Source organism: Paraburkholderia sp. BR10937, assembly GCF_040965695.1.
GTDB lineage: Bacteria > Pseudomonadota > Gammaproteobacteria > Burkholderiales > Burkholderiaceae > Paraburkholderia.
In genome coordinates, this window is the sequence record NZ_JBFRCL010000010.1 from 36,976 (window position 1) to 52,204 (window position 15,229).

Sequence of the window (15,229 nt, forward strand, 5' to 3'; positions counted from 1 at the left end):
CATGAGCGATCCGGCCGTTACGGTTGTCCTGATCGAGGATGACAGGCAGATTCGCCGCTATGTGCGAGCTGCACTTGAAAGCGAGGTGATGCGCGTATTCGAGGCGAGCACCGGGCAGGAGGGGCTCGCCATCACCGCCACCGCCAGGCCCGATCTGGTGATAATCGATCCGATGTTGCCGGATATGGAGGGTTTGGACGTGATCCGGCAACTGCGCGGCTGGTCCTCTGTGCCGGTCATCGTGCTTTCGGCCCGCTCGCGGGAAAAGGACAAGGTGATGGCGCTCGACGCAGGGGCCGACGACTACATGACTACGCCATTCGGTATCGGCGAATTGCTGGCGCGAATGCGGGCGCACCTGCGCCGACAGGATCGCTCCGTGACCCCGGATTCGGCCAGGGTATCGTTCGGCGCGGTGACGGTCGATCTGGCAGCGAGGTCGGTCCAGCGCAATGGTGAGACGATTCATCTGTCGCCCATCGAGTATCGCCTGCTAGTCACGCTCGTTCGTCATGCAGGCTGCGTGCTGACCCATCGCCAATTGCTTGAGCAGGTGTGGGGACCCGCCCATGCGCAAAACGCGAACTATCTGCGGATCTACATGGGAAACCTGCGCCACAAACTCGAGCGGAACCCAGCACGGCCCGAACACATCGTGACGGAGACGGGCGTTGGATATTGCCTGGTTGGTGTCAGGTGAGCAGCGCGGTTGCCATCCGCGACACCGAAGGCGCTTCGATGTTAATGAGATTTTTACGCACCGTCCTCGTACTTTTACGTGGTCCTGGTGATGTCCGTGCTTCAATCAAGCTGGAAATGACCTATTGGTGAGGCTGGCTGTGCTGAAACTGCTTATTCCCGTGCTCGGTGCCAAAGGGGCAACCGAAGCGGCGCGTCACGGAGCGTTCCTGTTTGCGGAGCGATGCGTATCCGAGGTCGAGATCGTCGAGGTACTCGATGATGTCGCGCATGGCCGTGCCGTAGCGTTTCATTCACCGGCGGCGTTGCACAGACGGGAGAAGCAGGCGGCGCTCGATGCGCTCATGAAGACGCGGGCGATTCTCGATGACGCAGGCGTCCCGTACACATGGAAGCGCGTGTTCGGTCCCGCGGAGCGGACCATCGCACAGTGCGCAGAGAAGGGGCATGCGGACATCGTGGTGCTTGACGCAAGCCACCTAGGCTTTTTCCACAGATGGGCGGTCCTCGCCAGGCTATGGCGACTGACTTCAACACCCGTGACGATGCTCCACTGAAGTCTGCACCGCACTGGGCGTAGCGTCACACGACTCGCAATCGCCGCAGTAGCACGGTCATCGTCGTGCCCTGAACGAAGATCGAAAAGGCGACTACGGCAAAGGAAACGGTAACGATTTCTTCGCGACGCGGCACGCCGGGTGGCAAGCCCATCGCGAGAGCCAGGGCGAGAGCACCGCGCATTCCGCCCCAGAACAGGATATGTTGATGCCGTACGTCGATGCGCAGTGACGTGCGCGTGAAAAGCATGCAGCACGGGTAGACAGCCACAGCGCGGGCCAACATCACGACTGCCACTGCGATGCCGATCGAAGCCCACACCGTTTCGTACTCGCGCTGAGCCTGCTGAATGCCAATGAAGAGAAAGATGAATGAATTCGCGGCAAATACCGCGTAGTCAAGCACGTTCTCAACGGCTTCCCGGCCTCGCTTCGTCATCGGATTGACCGCATTGCGCGTCCCCATCACGAGACCGGCAACCAGCGTCGCCAGCACGCCGGACAGGTGAAGGTTTTCGGCGAGCAGAAACGACCCATAGGCCGCGATCATCGCAAACGCAATCTCGACGAGGTGATCGGCGGTGCGGTGTAGCAGTGACAGCACCACGTTGCCGATCAGCAAGCCGCAAAGGACCGATCCGAGAAGCACGATGCCAGATATTCTCAACACGTCGACAGGGTGAACGTGCGCGCCGCCCACGAATGCCAGCACAACGCGAAAGCCTGCTGCTGCCGTCCCGTCATTGAAGAGACTTTCTGCCTCCATCAGATGCCTGAAGCGTCCCGACACGCCGGCCTCCCTGAAACTCGCCAGGACAGAGACGGGATCCGTGGCGGCGATCAACATGCCGAAGAGCACGCCGGAAATCCATTCCCAGTGCAACAGGTAATGCATGCCCATTGCCGTCACGCCAGCCGATACGAGCACACCGACGATAGCTAACGTCTGGACTACGGCAAAATCCGTGCGAATTTCCCCCCAGCGCATGTGAAACGCCGCCTCGAAAATGAGCGGTGGCAGCAGTACGTTGTAGATGAAATCCTGGTTGAGGGGGATAACGGGAAATCGGGAAGAGGCCAGGAGCGATAGGGCGACCCCAGCGATGACCAGACCGACGCTGTACGGCATATGCAAGCGCCGCGCGAGCATTGCCACCAATGCCGAAACGAGCAACAGGACTTCAAACAGGCCGACGTTAAAGTCCATCCGGACGGCTCCGATCGAGGGGTACAGAAGTTTCGCTGCGTCTGGCCTGATTCGGCCTATGTGTCGCGCTGTTGGGCAGACCCCATAGTATGTGCGTTACCCTGTTATCGGATCATACGCAGGGGAAGGCCCTGGTTGCTATTCGAGAGGCTCGAGTCATGTCAGCTATCAAACGCATCGTTCCGGGCGGTCCCGCTTGTCAGGCCGCATCGCACAGAACGACCCGCTACCCTGCGGAGCACGTCTCGTTCGCAACTGGCGCCAGAAAGAGGCTGCGCCCCTCTGCACCGCATCGCAAGGTCGGGCGCGGCAAGGTCGGCGTCGGTGGCAAAAGCAGAGACAAATAGGTATCTGCGACCATCGTGGATCGAGTTGTGGAAGGCCTGATTCCGGCAGTGTCTTGTGCCTCATACAGGTTCGTGGTGCTGACCGAATCACGTTGACGACCCGTATACATAAACCTAGACTATAAGAGTCTTCATTGAAGGGGCTGATGCCTTGGACACCAGTAGTTGCCGATCTTCGAACGGTCTTCCTGCCTGAGTCCGCAGGGCGTCTGCGCCCGTTTTTGGCCACCGTCCTGCCGTCCGGCAGGCGGTGCGCGTCCTGGTAATACCTCCCGTGCACCTTGATGACTAGCGCCATGCAGGTGCCGCGCTTGCGTGCGCTTCGCTTGGCATCATGCTGTGAACATTCCGCTCGCAGCATGCGTTCGTTCGCGTGGGAACGTCATAGACACAAAGCGCCGGACGTGCCCGTCAACGAGGAGGAGTCTCAATGCCAGCAAGTGACAGTTGTCCCATATGCCACCGCCTCTTCAACCCACTGGAGATAGCGTTAGCAGACGGTTAGGGCGTCCATGAGGCGCACCTTCTTCGTGTCCGTCTGCTATCGGCACTGATGCGTCAACGCCAGGCGCACGGAGAAACATCATGATTTTCGGCCTGCTTCTATCCAACCTGCCGCACATTGACGAGGCGCGCGTCCAGTACGACGCGATGCTGTCGCTCCAGTTCCGGGAGTCCCACCGGCTCGCTACTTTCTGGAAGCGGGTGATGGCGCTTATTTCGCAGCTAGTTGCGTAAATACAGGCACTCGCCTTCGGCAGAAGCGGGCGATGCGCTCACGTCGCGATTCGCTCGCTCGCGTTCTTCGGAGGCGGGCATTTGCGTTTCGGTAACTCGGAACATCGGGGAGAAACAGCATGTCAATCCGGACGGAGAACTCATCGTCGGCCAGCGGCGTGCTGGAGCGCAGTGCGGTCCTGGACGAAGCGCATCTTGGCGATATAACCGGTGCGTTGGGCACCATCGCACGCCACGACGTAGCGCCCCGAACCCATTGGTGGGCGCGTCTGCGCACGCTTCTGGCCATTCTCGGCCCAGGCCTCATCGTGATGGTGGGTGACAACGATGCGGGCGCTTTCGCCACCTATACCCAGGCGGGACAGAACTACGGCACCACGCTGTTATGGACACTCCTGCTGCTTGTGCCGGTACTCTACGTGAACCAGGAAATGGTGCTGCGACTGGGCGCCGTGAGCGGAGTGGGGCACGCGCGCCTGATTTTCGAGCGCTTTGGCCGCTTCTGGGGCGCGTTCAGCATCATTGATCTTTTTCTGCTGAACGCACTGACGATCGTTACCGAGTTCATCGGCATTACGTTCGTGCTCGACTTCTTCGGCTTTTCGAGGCTCGCCGGCGTTTGCATTGCCGCGGCGCTGACGATGGCGGCGGTCAGCACGGGAAACTTCCGGCGCTTCGAACGCTTCGCGATGGTGCTGTGCGTACTGAGTCTGCTGCTGGTGCCGGTGCTGGTGTCGATCCACCCGCCGGTCGGCCAGATGACGCGCGACCTCCTTGTTCCGGGGTGGCCCGCTCATTCGAAGCTTTCCGACGTCATGCTTCTCGTGATAGGCATCGTCGGGACGACGGTCGCTCCGTGGCAGTTGTTTTTCCAGCAGAGCTACGTGGTCGACAAACGTATTACGCCGCGCTTCATCCGGTATGAACGGGCTGACCTGTGGATCGGCATCGTGTTCGTGATGATTGGTGCGATCGCGATGATGGCCTTCTGCGCGGAACTGTTCGCTGGTAAGCCTGAATTCGGCAATTTTACGGATGCAGGTGGCGTTATCGCCGGTCTGGAGAAGTACGCCGGCTGGACGATGGCGGCCCTGTTCGCCGTGGCCCTGTTCGACGCCGCGATCATCGGCGCGGCGTCCGTGTCGCTGTCGACGGCCTACGCCATCGGCGACGTTTTCAGGATTCGCCATTCGCTGCATCGCAGCGTGTCTGCCGCAAAGGGCTTTTATCTCGTGTATTTCGGAATTGTCGCTGGGTCGGCGGGGCTGGTCCTGATTCCTGGAAGCCCGCTTGGTCTGCTGACGCTGGCCGTGCAGACGCTCGCAGGCGTGCTGCTGCCAAGCGCAACTGTGTTCCTGCTACTCCTGTGCAATGACCGGGAGGTACTCGGTCCATGGGCTAACTCTCAGAGGGTGAACCTTTTCACGGGCGCGGTGATCTGGGTGCTGGTGATGCTGTCAGTCATCCTGACCACATCTGTGATGTATCCCGATATGAGTGGAGAAACCATACTAAAGGTGCTCGCGGGCGGCACTGTGTTGGCGGTCGTGGGCTATCTGGTCACGGTTGGGATTCGAAGACTGCATCGAGAACCCAAGGACGCCGTCGGCGTCGCGCCGCGGGTGTATCCGGAAGACGCACGCCGTTGGTGGCGCATGCCGCCGCTCGACGAATTGCCACCGCCCAGACTTACTCTCGCCAGGCGGATCTGGATGGGGGTACTGCGCGGCTATCTGTTGATCGCGGTTGCGCTCGTGATCGTGAAAGTCGCGCAACTGATGTTTCTTAAATAGCCAGAAAATCCGGGCAAGTCCGTTATTTGGCTCGCGGGCGGCGCATCTCCACCAGGCCATCGGGCAGCAGTTCCGGGGAATGGCGCGTCGCGAGGTCTTCGGACGTGATGCGGATTCGGGTTACGGCATCAGGAGTCGATGATGAAAAAGCACATTCTCGAGATATCCGTGGTTTTTGCCCTGGTCCTTGTCACGACGTTTCTGGCTGCCGATCGAAATTGCTCGATAACCACAACAAACGTAGCGCAGCCCGCTGCGGACGCTTTTTCTGCGAACGGACTGCAGAATGGCGGGGCGACCCACTGCCTCGTCTATGGGAAATACTGCCTAAGTAACGCGCTACGCAGCGAATAGCCGGCAAGTGGATGTCTTCTCTCAGGCGAGTGGGAGAAGTTCCCTGGGTAGTACACAATACATGCCGAATGTCGCTTCTTGCCGACTGCTGCCTGATGAGGTCGGCAGAAGCCGGCCCTTGTCTGCCGATCGTCGAATGTCAGCAAATGGCCGCTGCAGATACAAATTCGGACGGACATCTGACGGGATAAACGGCAATAGGCGAATGAAAATGATCTAAGCGCAGCAAGCTGCGTGCAGTCGTACGATTCTGCCCAGAACGCGGCGGCAACATTCAGGTATCAGTTGAGTCGCTATCGCATTTTTCTACGCGATACCCTCATTTTTTCACTGCGTTTACGTAGCATGGCTTACTCTGACACAGAGTTGAAACCGGAGGGACATCTGGACGCTGCTGACGGGTCCGTATGGACGCATCGCAGCTTTCAACTCGCGGCGACGTTCGTTCGCGCTCGTGCGAGTCGTTCGCGGCCGAGCGCGTGAACAAGCACGCACGGTGCAGTCGTGCGCCTCAACATCGATAAGGAGTCGAAATGTCGGACCCTGACAGTTATCCCATATGCCGCTCACCTCTGCCTTTGCTTTTAAGCTAGGAAAGCAAGTAGACCTCTGCCGCCGCGCCAATGATCCGCCCGGTCTTCCGTGTCTACTGGCTTTCCATACAACGCGTCAAGCCAGACGCACGGAGCACAATCATGAACTTCGGCCTCCTCCTGTCGAACCTGCCGCACGTCGACGAGGCACGTGTCCAGTACGACGCGATACTTTCGCTGCAAACGCGGGAACAGCACCCGTTCGCGGACTTCTGGCGACGCCTGAAAGCCCTCATGTCCTGAGCAACTGTGGGGGCCTCGAACGCACCGGGGCGTTGCTACCGAGCCGGCTTGCAACGTACGAGCGGTAGTCCGCCCAATTGTATGGCTCTTGTGGCGTGAACTGCGGTCATTCGCACTGCATTCGCGGATGGCTGTTGATGGGCCGAACCCAGAACTTTTTGCAGCCGGACATGCTCTTCCAGAGAGCCAGCTAAATGAACTGCCCTTCGAGAGCTTCCTTTGACACTGATTGCAGCGTCGTAACATTGCGCTGACAATGATGCAGGCGTGCACTAACGCCGTCGGGCTTGCGGTCGTCAACCGACATAGCGCCACTGCGGCGCCGTTCACGATGGGCGCGCGCTCCATGGATCGGCCGGCAAATTCCGCCTGCGCAATGCGTTGCCGGACGCCGCCACAAACGCTCCCCGATGCCTCATTGATGCAGAATCGGCGCAATGGCCACAACGACACGATCTGAATACGATGGACGACCCAGAATCGCTTTCCCTGGCACTGCCCGACGGCACTAAGGTCTCTGCGCTCCTCCGGGTGCCGGAGGACGCGCGAGCCCTGTATGTCTTCGCGCACGGTGCCGGGGCGGGCATGCAGCATGCCGGCATGTCGTCATTGGCCGACGCGCTTGCGGCGGCCGATGTCGCCACATTGCGCTACCAGTTTCCGTACATGGAGCGGGGCTCCAAGCGGGTGGACTCGCCGGCCGTGGCACATGCTGCCGTGCAGGCAGCAGTTGCAGAGGCCCGCCGGCGGCTGCCAGCCCTGCCGCTCTTCGCGGGCGGCAGGTCGTTCGGCGGCCGCATGACGTCCCAGGCCCAAGCCATCTCCCCGCTCGACGGCGTGCGTGGCCTCGCTTTCGTCGCATTCCCGCTGCACCCGGCGGGCGCGCCCGGCGTGGAGCGGGCACGGCACCTGGCGGACGTCACGGTGCCGATACTCTTCCTGCAGGGCACGCGCGACAAGCTGGCCGAGCTTCACTTGCTGAGGTCGGTCGTCGAGACGCTGGGGCCACGCGCCACGCTGCATGTGGTGGACGACGCAGATCATTCGTTCCACGTGCGCGCGTCCTCCGGCCGGACCGACGCGGAGGTCGTGCTCGAACTGGCACGGACGATGTCGGCGTGGTTCTTCGCCGAAGGAGAGTTCGTGCCAGCTACCTGAGCAAGCGCAGGAATGCTAGTAGCAGAGTCGGGACGGCGAGCCGGCGAACTCGCCGTGCTGCACTCGCCCGCTCAATCCCTTCGCTATGCGCAGATGGTCTGTCGCATAGCCACGATAAGCGACGCCTGTCGCGTCAGAGGGATGGTGTCGGCAACTTCGCTGCTGTAGTTGGCGCTCGTTGGTGGAGAACCCCTAACTAATCGTTCGCCTTTCCAGTCAGTGTCGGCGTTGCGGCCACCGCCGGCTGGCGGACCATCGTCCGGGCCGTCCTCGCGGCGGAGGCGCTTGTGACTGGCCCACGCCTGAATCAGCGTGCCGCTCACCGAGAAATGCTCTCTCGACAGCAAGCCCCGCTTGTCCGCCAGACTCATGACTTCGGTGAAATAGTTCGCGGAGTCGATGGCGCGAGCTATGCGCAACGCCCTTGCGTGCTACAGGATGCAGTCAAAGCTTACATAAATATTCTCAGCCGTTGAGCATTCGTCTCGCCGGCTGGGATGAGGCGGCGCCATCCGCCGCAACGACTCACTGCTTCATGTACTTGCGAATGGCCTCCGGGGTGACCGGCGTAAAGAAGTTGACCAGATTGCCGTCCGGATCCCGAACAAGCAGCGAGCGATTGCCCCATGGCTGGGTGGTCGGTGCCTGTACAACGTCTTCGAGCCACCCGCCGAGCCGGCTGTAAACCTCATCCACGTCGCGCACATGGAATTCGAGAATCAGCGAGTGATTGCTTGCCGGTATCGCGGCCCCTGACCCGAACAGGTCCATGGTGCGCGTGCTGCCAATGGCGAGGGTGCAGGTCGCGGTCGACAGTTCTGCGAATTCCTCCGTGTACCAGATAGCCTTCAGCCCGATGTCCTCGTAGAATCGGACCAGCCGTTTGATGTCATTGGTGATAACGCGGGCGGAGACGAAATCCATTTTTCTTGTCCTTTATTAGGCAAACGAGTATCCGGACCCGCATTGGCAAGCTCGAGGTCCGGCGATAAAGTCGCCGTCAACGCGGTAGACGACTTTCCACCATCCTACAAAAGGCCTGCTGCCACCATTCTGTCAGCAGCGAAACTCCGTCATGCGCCGAGCCGATCGACTCTTCCAGATCATCCAGATTCTGCGCCGCGCAAAGCGTCCAGTGACCGCGCGCGCTCTGTCCGAAGAACTGGAAATCTCCGTGCGGACTGTTTATCGTGACATCGCCGATCTGATGGGACAGCGCGTGCCCATTTCTGGCGAGGCGGGCATTGGTTACGTGCTCGACCTTCACTACGACATGCCGCCTCTCATGCTGACGCCCGATGAACTGGAAGCCGCCGTGCTCGGCGCACAATGGGTCGCCCAACGAAGCGATCCGGTGCTGGCAAGAGCCGCTCGGGATCTGATCGCCAAGATCACGGCGGCGGTGCCGGACCGGTTGAGACCATTCATCGCGGAGCCGACAGTCAGCACGCCTCCGCCACAATCGTCGCCGGCCGATATGCTGAACATCGCGCAGGTTCGCGAGTGGATTCGCGTGGGTCGCAAGCTTCGAATCCGTTACCGCGACGAACGCGGACGCGCGAGCAAACGCACAATCTGGCCGCTGCTCATTGGTTACGCGGATGCGGTCCGGCTACTTGTTGCGTGGTGCGAATTGCGTCAGGACTTTCGTCACTTCAGAACGGATCGGATTGTCGACGCCACGTTTCTTGATGAGCCGCACGATGTGTGGAGAAGAACACTGATGGCGCGATGGAAACAGCATATGAAGCAATCGCGCGGGATCGATCTGCCGGAATAAATTGTGTTCACGCCGTGCTCGCGACGGCGCTGCCTGCTGCCATGAAGGCAAAGCGCCTCCTGACTGCGAAAGCAGTCAATCCGGCTCCGGGGAGCGAGCGGCGGCTCTCGCCGTCCACCCTCCGAAGCGTGCGGCCGCAGGCGACGTTCAGGCGTTGATCCAGGCGCGAGCCTGTTCCAGCTCGCTGACGTGGAACGCCTTGATTTCGGCCTTGGTAAAGAATCGCGCCAGATGCATCGAGGCGCGAATCCAGGCTGCGTCGGCTACCACCGCGGCGCGCGTGACCTTGCGGGCGACGGAGACGCCGAGCGTCATGTCGGTCCACAGCGCCTTGGGCTCGATACCGCTGAAATGCTCGATGCGTTCGAGCACACGGGTCTTACCGTTGAGTTCGAGATCGGCACGCATGCGCTCGATGGCTTCGCGCAGATCGTGGTCGGTGATTTTGCCTTCGACGGTGATTTCGACGACCGGCGAATCGGGCGTGGAGTGATACTGGATCATGGCGGGCCCCCTGGGTATGGAGACGTTACACGCTCAGGCGCGGATAGGCCTGGCGTTCGATTGTTTTCTCATGGTACCCCTTTTCACGCGCCCAATGCTTCCCGCAACAACGTCGTGTGCCACGGCGTTCCTTCCACGACGTTTTGCAAAGCGCCTCAAATGTTTGCGGTGCATAAAAAAGGCCGCATACAGGGACGCGGCCGAGGGGTGCACCTGACGGGGGCTATTCCGTCTTTAGGCGCATCGCCAGATTACTCAAGGCGTGTGACACTAATCTAGCCGACAAAAATAGCGGTGCGACGTGTCTGCACGGCGCAACAACAAAATTGGGGAATCTTGCGGCGCACTGCAGTCTGGGCTAGATCGGGCGCGTCGGCTTTAGTGAAACTTTCTTCTGGTCAGCCGTTGCTGGTGCGCACCGCAAAACGCGAGGTCGTGGCTCCCATTGGTCAGTGGAATCGCCTGAAAGCCGCTCTCATGGCAGCACGACGATCTTCCCCCCGGCCTTGTTCTCTTCCATGCATCGGTGCGCTTCCACGATATCGTCGAGTCGAAACACTTTCCCAACGGGGATGCGAAGTGTTCCAGTCTTCACCTGCGCCAGCAGCTCGTCGTACGGGGTCGCCATGAATTCATTGACGCCGCCGTCGTAAATAGTGAGTTTCACCGTGCTCGGTATCACTTCCATCGGGCTGAAGGTATCGAACGACCACTGGTTGCCGACGATGCCCGTCATGCACACCACGCCGCCTTGTTTCGCGCAGCGCAACGAGTCCTTCAGTGTCGTGGTTCCGATGAGTTCCAGCACTTTATCCACGCCGCCGGGCGACACTTCGCCGATCTCCTGCGCGATTGCGCCCGAGTCGATGACGACCCGGTCTGCGCCGTTGGCACGCAGCGCGTCGCCATTCTGCGGATTGCGGGTCGTCGCTATCACAAACGCACCGTGCGCTTTGGCGATTGCCGCAGCGGCAAGTCCAACCGATGTCGTTCCGCCGCGAACCAGCAGCCGGTCCCGCTGTTGCAGCGCGAGGGCCTTGAACAGCGAGCCCCATGCGGTTTGCAGCATTTCCGGCATTGCGCCGAGCGTTTCCCAGGGCAAGCCGGTGACCAGTTTTTGCACCTGCCGGGCAGGTACGCAGGTGTACTCCGCATAGCTGCCGTCGAATTCACGCCCCAGGCCTCCCATCGCGGTGGCAACCGTATCGCCCTTGGCGAACTCCATTCCCGGTGCGTCTTCCACGGTGCCGACCGCCTCGATTCCCAGCACGCGCGGAAACTTCACGCTCTGAGAAAATCCCTGGCGCGTGAACATTTCGGACCGGTTGAGTCCGAACGCCTTCACGCGAATCAGCACCTCGCCGCGCTGCGGCGTCGGTACCGGACGCTGTTCGAGCTTGAGCACCTCAGGGCCGCCCGGCTCGTGGATCACTGCTGCTTTCATCGTCGTCATCGACGCCTCCTTTGCGGCTCGTGGGTGTACATGCAAAACCATAGAGCAGCTGCGATATTCCGGTAGACGGTAAAGCAGAAAATCGTTTTCCAGTTCCGGGAAGATCGGCGTGCCATGACATGTCACATGCGCGCTCGTGCTCCGGGGTCGCGCTCGTCCTTGCGACGCCGCCGACGGTTGGCGCACAATGGTTTTCCAATGATGGAAAAGCGATGGCGAACCTCAACTCGCTGGTGATATTCGCAAGGGTGGTCGAAGCGGGCAGCCTTTCCGGAGCGGCACGCCGGCTTGGCATGCCGGTCTCCACGGTCAGCCGGCACATCGCGGAGTTCGAGCAGGCACTGGGCGTTCGCCTCCTCGAACGCTCCACGCGTAATCTCACGCTCACCGACCTCGGCAAGGAGGTGTACGAGCAAGCCGTGCGAGGCGTCGAGCTGGGTGAGGCCATCGACAGCGTCGCTTCCAACCATCTCTCGGCCATGTCCGGGCTCTTGCGCCTTTCGGCGCCGCCCAGCGTATCGGATACCTTGCTGACGCCGCTCGTCATGGAATTCCAGAAGCACTATCCGAACGTGCGTTTTCAGATACTCGTCACCGAGCGCTACGTCGAACATATCGCGGACGGCGTCGACCTGGTGTTCCGGGTGGGTGCACTGCGCGATTCGTCGCTGGTCGCGCGGCGTCTTCTGGTCTACCGGCACCGCATCGTGGCGACGCCCGCCTGCCTCAGGCGCTGCGGGGCGATCCGAAAGCCGCAGGATCTGCTCGAGCATCGCCTGCTTGCGTTTTCACACTGGAAGCCGGATTGCAGCTGGTGCTTCGTGCACGAGAATGGAGGCGAAAAGCAGACGCTCACGTTCCAGCCGTTATTCGCCATGAACGATTTTTCCGGCCTCGCTTCCATGTTGCTGGCGGGTGCCGGCATTGGTGAGCTGCCCCCTGTAGTTCGACCCGATCTCGTCCGCGAGGGCAAGCTGGTGGAGGTGATGCCGCAGTGGCGCCTCCCGACATACGACCTCTCACTCGTCTACCTGGGCAACCGGCACATTTCAAAACCGTGCAGGCTCTTCAAGGAATTCGCGATCGAAATGGCACCGGTATTGTTTCCGGATCTTCCGGAGTAGGGAGTCGAAACATTCGAACTCCTACAGATTAAGTATGGTTGAAACAGGTTCGTTGGCATCGCCTGTGTTCGCCTTTCAGGAAGGTAAGGTGCCAAAGAGCCCGGGCACCATCTTCGACGCGAAGTCCCTGAAGATGCGAACCTGCCGGGGCAGATAGCGGTCGCGCAGGTTGGCGAGGGTCAGGTCGAACACGGGCAGATGCCAGTCCGGCAACACCTCGACGAGCTGCCCGCTGCGCACGAGGTCCGGCTGGACGATGGGCGGCAGTTCCCCGATGCCGCAGCCTTCGAGCAGCGCCACGATGAGCCCGGTGTAATCGTTCATGGCGATTGCCGGCTGGAAGGAAACCGTTTCGGTATCCCGGCCGTTGACGTGAACGAAGCTCCAGCAATAGTCCGGCTTCCAGAAGGAGAATGCGAAAAGCCGGTGCGCGGGAAGGTCCCGCGGCGATTCCGGAGGCGGGCATCGGGCGAGGTACTTCGGACTCGCCACGACCTGATGCCGATAGGTCAAGAGCGTGCGGGCTTCGAGCGTCGGGTCGGTGATGGTTCCGACCTTGAACGCGATATCGACGTCCTCGGCTATCTGGTCGACGATGCGTTCGGTAATGAATGCCTTGACTCCCACGTTGGGGTAAGACTGCTGAAAGGCTTCGACGACCGGCACGATCAGCGAGTCGGAGAGATTCGGCGGCGCACAGAGCCGCACGGCGCCGGACACCTCGGGCAGACGGTTCGAGATGACGTTGTCGACGGCTTCGCTGACCTCCGTAGCCTGTTTTGCGAGCTCGAATACTTCGGCGCCGAAGTCCGTGAGCCTCAGGTGATGCGTGGATCGATCGAGCAAGCGAACGCCCAGCTGATTTTCGAGTTCGGCGATACGGCGGCTCACAGAGGAAATGGGCATCTTGAGCCGCCGCGCGCCTGCCGAGAAGCTGCTCGCCTCGACGACCTTCGCGAAAATCAGCAGCGTATTCAGATCTTTCATTACCGTTACGCTCCGTCCGACCCGCATCTTGCTGGCGATCTGCGGCCTCCATCGTCTGACGCAGAGTACTGCCGCAAGCGGGCGGCAGCAAGGCAGCGGTGCGTCCGTGGCGACGTGAAGGAGCCGGTCGCGAAGGTGTCCTCCATGAACTGGCGATACGCACAGCGGCCGCTCGCGCGAGCTTTCCAGAAATGGAAATCCAATTTCCGGAATGCCCGTTAGCGGTCAGCCGAACGGTTGGCTACCATCCAGAACACATTGCGGTTCACGAGTCCGCGAAACGGTCGCCTGAGCGGCCCTGCTGTTCTATGCAGCGGTCGAAGCGCAGGCCGGCGAGGTCGTGGCAAAACGCATTGCCGTTAGCGGGTTTTCGCCCGTGCGCACCGTGCATCAGCTCATGGAGGAACGACCCATCGTGAACACCGAAACGCGCAACGTCTCCACGCTCGCCGAATTGCAGACGGCGGTCGACGACGACCAGGTTCTGCATATCGTCGTCTCAGCGCAGATCGATGGGGTGGCGGCCCTTCGCTTGCGGCCCGGTCTGGCCTTGACTGGCATCGACGCACACGCCGCCCTGCGCTTCGCGCCCGGAAGCGACGGGCTTGAGCTTTCGGCAGACAATCGGGTCGAGAGCTTGCGGCTTTCCACTGACCCCGATCGCCGCGCCATCTTCAACGACACGCATGTCGACGGATTCGGTCGGCTCGTGCTGCACGATCTGAGCATCGCGGGCGTCGTGCAGCTGCTGGCCCGCGACAACGTGGCTGGCGGCCATGTCGAAGCCCACGATATCGACATTCGGGCTGCGGACGCCCGTGGCTATGAAGAGCGCCCGAAGGGATACGGCGTCGAAGTCGTTCCTGGTGTCTTCACGCTCTGGAATCAGCGCGAAGACCGCGGCGTGGTCATCACGGCGGACCTCACCGGTCTTTCGGCGGGCCGCGCCGGTGCGCCGGTTCGCGGCAGCGGCATCTTCGTTGGCGGCGCCGGAGAGACGGGCGGCCGTGTCGTCGCGCATCGGCTGGAGACGGGCGCCGTCCATAGCGACGGCGGCATCGCGCCCGGCACGCCGGATCGCATCACCGGTGGCGTGTTCGTCGTGTCGGGCGCATGCGTCGCGAATGTGCACAATCACGGCCCGGTGACGACCTACGGTCCGAATGACATGGTGCTCGACAACTGGGGCGCCGTCGATCGCTGGATCGTCGACGGGAAAGTCACGTCCTATGGGCCGAGCGGCATCGGCTTCGTGAATTTCGGCTCCCTCGAGCGGCTCGAGGTCGACGCGTTGATCGAGACGTTCGGCCAGGGATCGCGCGGCTTCAATGTCTACACGGGCACCGTGCGGTCTGCGCAATTCGAGCGCGTCCTCACGCATGCCGATGGCGCAGTGGGCATCCAGATCAGCCAGCCCGTCGGCGAGATCGCCGTCCGCCGCGGCATCGAGACGTGGGGCGGTACGGGCGACTCACTGGTCAAGGGTGTCGTTGTCCGGCTTGCGGCGACGGCGCTCAGCATCAAGCCCGGAGGATCGGCGCGCAAGATCGCGATCGCCGGCGGCCTGATCACCCATGGCGAAGGCGTCAATCCGCTGGAGCTGCATGGCGCAATCGATGCGCTCGAAATCAGCGGTGGATTCACGGCTGCCGGCGGCGGATTCGCAAGCATCTAGCACTGAACGTCGACGCG

14 protein-coding genes and 1 pseudogene are annotated in these 15,229 nt (G+C 61.3%); 9 read left to right on the top strand and 6 right to left on the bottom strand.

Features of this window, described 5'->3' with window-relative positions:
• The first annotated feature begins 1 nt into the window (after position 1).
• Positions 2 to 700 carry a response regulator gene (locus tag AB4Y44_RS10645; protein ID WP_368699575.1) on the top strand — a complete coding sequence of 233 codons (699 nt, stop codon included), beginning with the start codon at positions 2 to 4 and terminating at the stop codon, positions 698 to 700.
• A 139-nt stretch (positions 701 to 839) separates the two neighbouring features.
• Positions 840 to 1,256: a universal stress protein gene (locus AB4Y44_RS10650; protein WP_368699576.1), complete on the top strand. Its 417-nt coding sequence runs from the start codon at positions 840 to 842 to the stop codon at positions 1,254 to 1,256.
• 25 nt (positions 1,257 to 1,281) lie between these two features.
• Here the strand turns inward: AB4Y44_RS10650 and AB4Y44_RS10655 are convergent, their stop codons facing one another.
• Positions 1,282 to 2,463 (bottom strand): cation:proton antiporter, encoded by a 1,182-nt coding sequence (locus AB4Y44_RS10655; RefSeq protein WP_368699477.1) that lies wholly within the window; start codon positions 2,461 to 2,463, stop codon positions 1,282 to 1,284.
• Positions 2,464 to 3,395: 932 nt separating this feature from the next.
• Here AB4Y44_RS10655 and AB4Y44_RS10660 point away from each other — a divergent pair.
• The 4 genes from AB4Y44_RS10660 (at position 3,396) to AB4Y44_RS10675 (ending at position 7,689) form a co-directional block, all read left to right on the top strand.
• Positions 3,396 to 3,548, top strand: a complete 153-nt coding sequence (locus tag AB4Y44_RS10660) for a hypothetical protein (RefSeq protein WP_368699478.1) — start codon at positions 3,396 to 3,398, stop codon at positions 3,546 to 3,548.
• 119 nt (positions 3,549 to 3,667) lie between these two features.
• Positions 3,668 to 5,341, top strand: a complete 1,674-nt coding sequence (locus AB4Y44_RS10665; RefSeq protein WP_368699479.1) for an NRAMP family divalent metal transporter — start codon at positions 3,668 to 3,670, stop codon at positions 5,339 to 5,341.
• Positions 5,342 to 6,390: 1,049 nt separating this feature from the next.
• Entirely contained in the window at positions 6,391 to 6,531 is a 141-nt protein-coding gene (locus tag AB4Y44_RS10670; RefSeq protein ID WP_368699480.1) for a hypothetical protein, read from the top strand.
• A gap of 465 nt (positions 6,532 to 6,996) precedes the next feature.
• A complete protein-coding gene (locus tag AB4Y44_RS10675; protein WP_368699481.1) occupies positions 6,997 to 7,689 on the top strand; it encodes an alpha/beta family hydrolase in 693 nt (230 codons plus the stop codon).
• Positions 7,690 to 7,892: 203 nt separating this feature from the next.
• Here AB4Y44_RS10675 and AB4Y44_RS10680 read toward each other — a convergent pair.
• Both AB4Y44_RS10680 and AB4Y44_RS10685 read right to left on the bottom strand, forming a co-directional pair.
• A pseudogene (locus tag AB4Y44_RS10680) lies at positions 7,893 to 8,075 on the bottom strand (IS5/IS1182 family transposase); the annotation flags it as partial.
• A gap of 139 nt (positions 8,076 to 8,214) precedes the next feature.
• Positions 8,215 to 8,613, bottom strand: coding sequence for a VOC family protein (locus tag AB4Y44_RS10685; protein WP_368699482.1), 399 nt, complete (start codon positions 8,611 to 8,613; stop codon positions 8,215 to 8,217).
• Positions 8,614 to 8,764: 151 nt separating this feature from the next.
• Here AB4Y44_RS10685 and AB4Y44_RS10690 point away from each other — a divergent pair, with 151 nt between their 5' ends.
• The gene (locus AB4Y44_RS10690; RefSeq protein WP_368699483.1) at positions 8,765 to 9,469 is read left to right on the top strand and encodes a helix-turn-helix transcriptional regulator; all 705 of its coding nucleotides are present in this window, start codon (positions 8,765 to 8,767) and stop codon (positions 9,467 to 9,469) included.
• Between the two features lie 147 nt (positions 9,470 to 9,616).
• Here AB4Y44_RS10690 and AB4Y44_RS10695 read toward each other — a convergent pair whose 3' ends face one another.
• Together AB4Y44_RS10695 and AB4Y44_RS10700 are read right to left on the bottom strand one after the other, a co-directional pair.
• Positions 9,617 to 9,973: an STAS/SEC14 domain-containing protein gene (locus AB4Y44_RS10695; protein WP_342924336.1), complete on the bottom strand. Its 357-nt coding sequence runs from the start codon at positions 9,971 to 9,973 to the stop codon at positions 9,617 to 9,619.
• Between the two features lie 475 nt (positions 9,974 to 10,448).
• Entirely contained in the window at positions 10,449 to 11,426 is a 978-nt protein-coding gene (locus AB4Y44_RS10700; protein ID WP_368699484.1) for a zinc-binding alcohol dehydrogenase family protein, read from the bottom strand.
• Between the two features lie 212 nt (positions 11,427 to 11,638).
• Between AB4Y44_RS10700 and AB4Y44_RS10705 the strand changes: the two genes are divergently transcribed.
• Entirely contained in the window at positions 11,639 to 12,550 is a 912-nt protein-coding gene (locus AB4Y44_RS10705) for a LysR family transcriptional regulator (protein ID WP_368699485.1), read from the top strand.
• Between the two features lie 75 nt (positions 12,551 to 12,625).
• On the opposite strand, the gene AB4Y44_RS10710 is transcribed toward AB4Y44_RS10705, so the two are convergent.
• Positions 12,626 to 13,537, bottom strand: coding sequence for a LysR family transcriptional regulator (locus AB4Y44_RS10710; protein ID WP_368699486.1), 912 nt, complete (start codon positions 13,535 to 13,537; stop codon positions 12,626 to 12,628).
• A gap of 340 nt (positions 13,538 to 13,877) precedes the next feature.
• On the opposite strand from AB4Y44_RS10710, the gene AB4Y44_RS10715 reads away from it, so the two are divergent.
• Positions 13,878 to 15,212: a hypothetical protein gene (locus AB4Y44_RS10715; RefSeq protein ID WP_342924340.1), complete on the top strand. Its 1,335-nt coding sequence runs from the start codon at positions 13,878 to 13,880 to the stop codon at positions 15,210 to 15,212.
• The last annotated feature ends 17 nt before the right edge of the window (positions 15,213 to 15,229 follow it).

Coding starts and splice junctions, on each gene's coding strand:
- AB4Y44_RS10675 (WP_368699481.1), top strand. CDS start 6,997: ATGGACGACCCAGAATCGCTTTCCCTGGCACTGCCCGACGGCACTAAG.
- AB4Y44_RS10705 (WP_368699485.1), top strand. CDS start 11,639: ATGGCGAACCTCAACTCGCTGGTGATATTCGCAAGGGTGGTCGAAGCG.
- AB4Y44_RS10695 (WP_342924336.1), bottom strand. CDS start 9,973: ATGATCCAGTATCACTCCACGCCCGATTCGCCGGTCGTCGAAATCACC.
- AB4Y44_RS10685 (WP_368699482.1), bottom strand. CDS start 8,613: ATGGATTTCGTCTCCGCCCGCGTTATCACCAATGACATCAAACGGCTG.
- AB4Y44_RS10665 (WP_368699479.1), top strand. CDS start 3,668: ATGTCAATCCGGACGGAGAACTCATCGTCGGCCAGCGGCGTGCTGGAG.
- AB4Y44_RS10655 (WP_368699477.1), bottom strand. CDS start 2,463: ATGGACTTTAACGTCGGCCTGTTTGAAGTCCTGTTGCTCGTTTCGGCA.
- AB4Y44_RS10670 (WP_368699480.1), top strand. CDS start 6,391: ATGAACTTCGGCCTCCTCCTGTCGAACCTGCCGCACGTCGACGAGGCA.
- AB4Y44_RS10645 (WP_368699575.1), top strand. CDS start 2: ATGAGCGATCCGGCCGTTACGGTTGTCCTGATCGAGGATGACAGGCAG.
- AB4Y44_RS10710 (WP_368699486.1), bottom strand. CDS start 13,537: ATGAAAGATCTGAATACGCTGCTGATTTTCGCGAAGGTCGTCGAGGCG.
- AB4Y44_RS10690 (WP_368699483.1), top strand. CDS start 8,765: ATGCGCCGAGCCGATCGACTCTTCCAGATCATCCAGATTCTGCGCCGC.
- AB4Y44_RS10660 (WP_368699478.1), top strand. CDS start 3,396: ATGATTTTCGGCCTGCTTCTATCCAACCTGCCGCACATTGACGAGGCG.
- AB4Y44_RS10700 (WP_368699484.1), bottom strand. CDS start 11,426: ATGACGACGATGAAAGCAGCAGTGATCCACGAGCCGGGCGGCCCTGAG.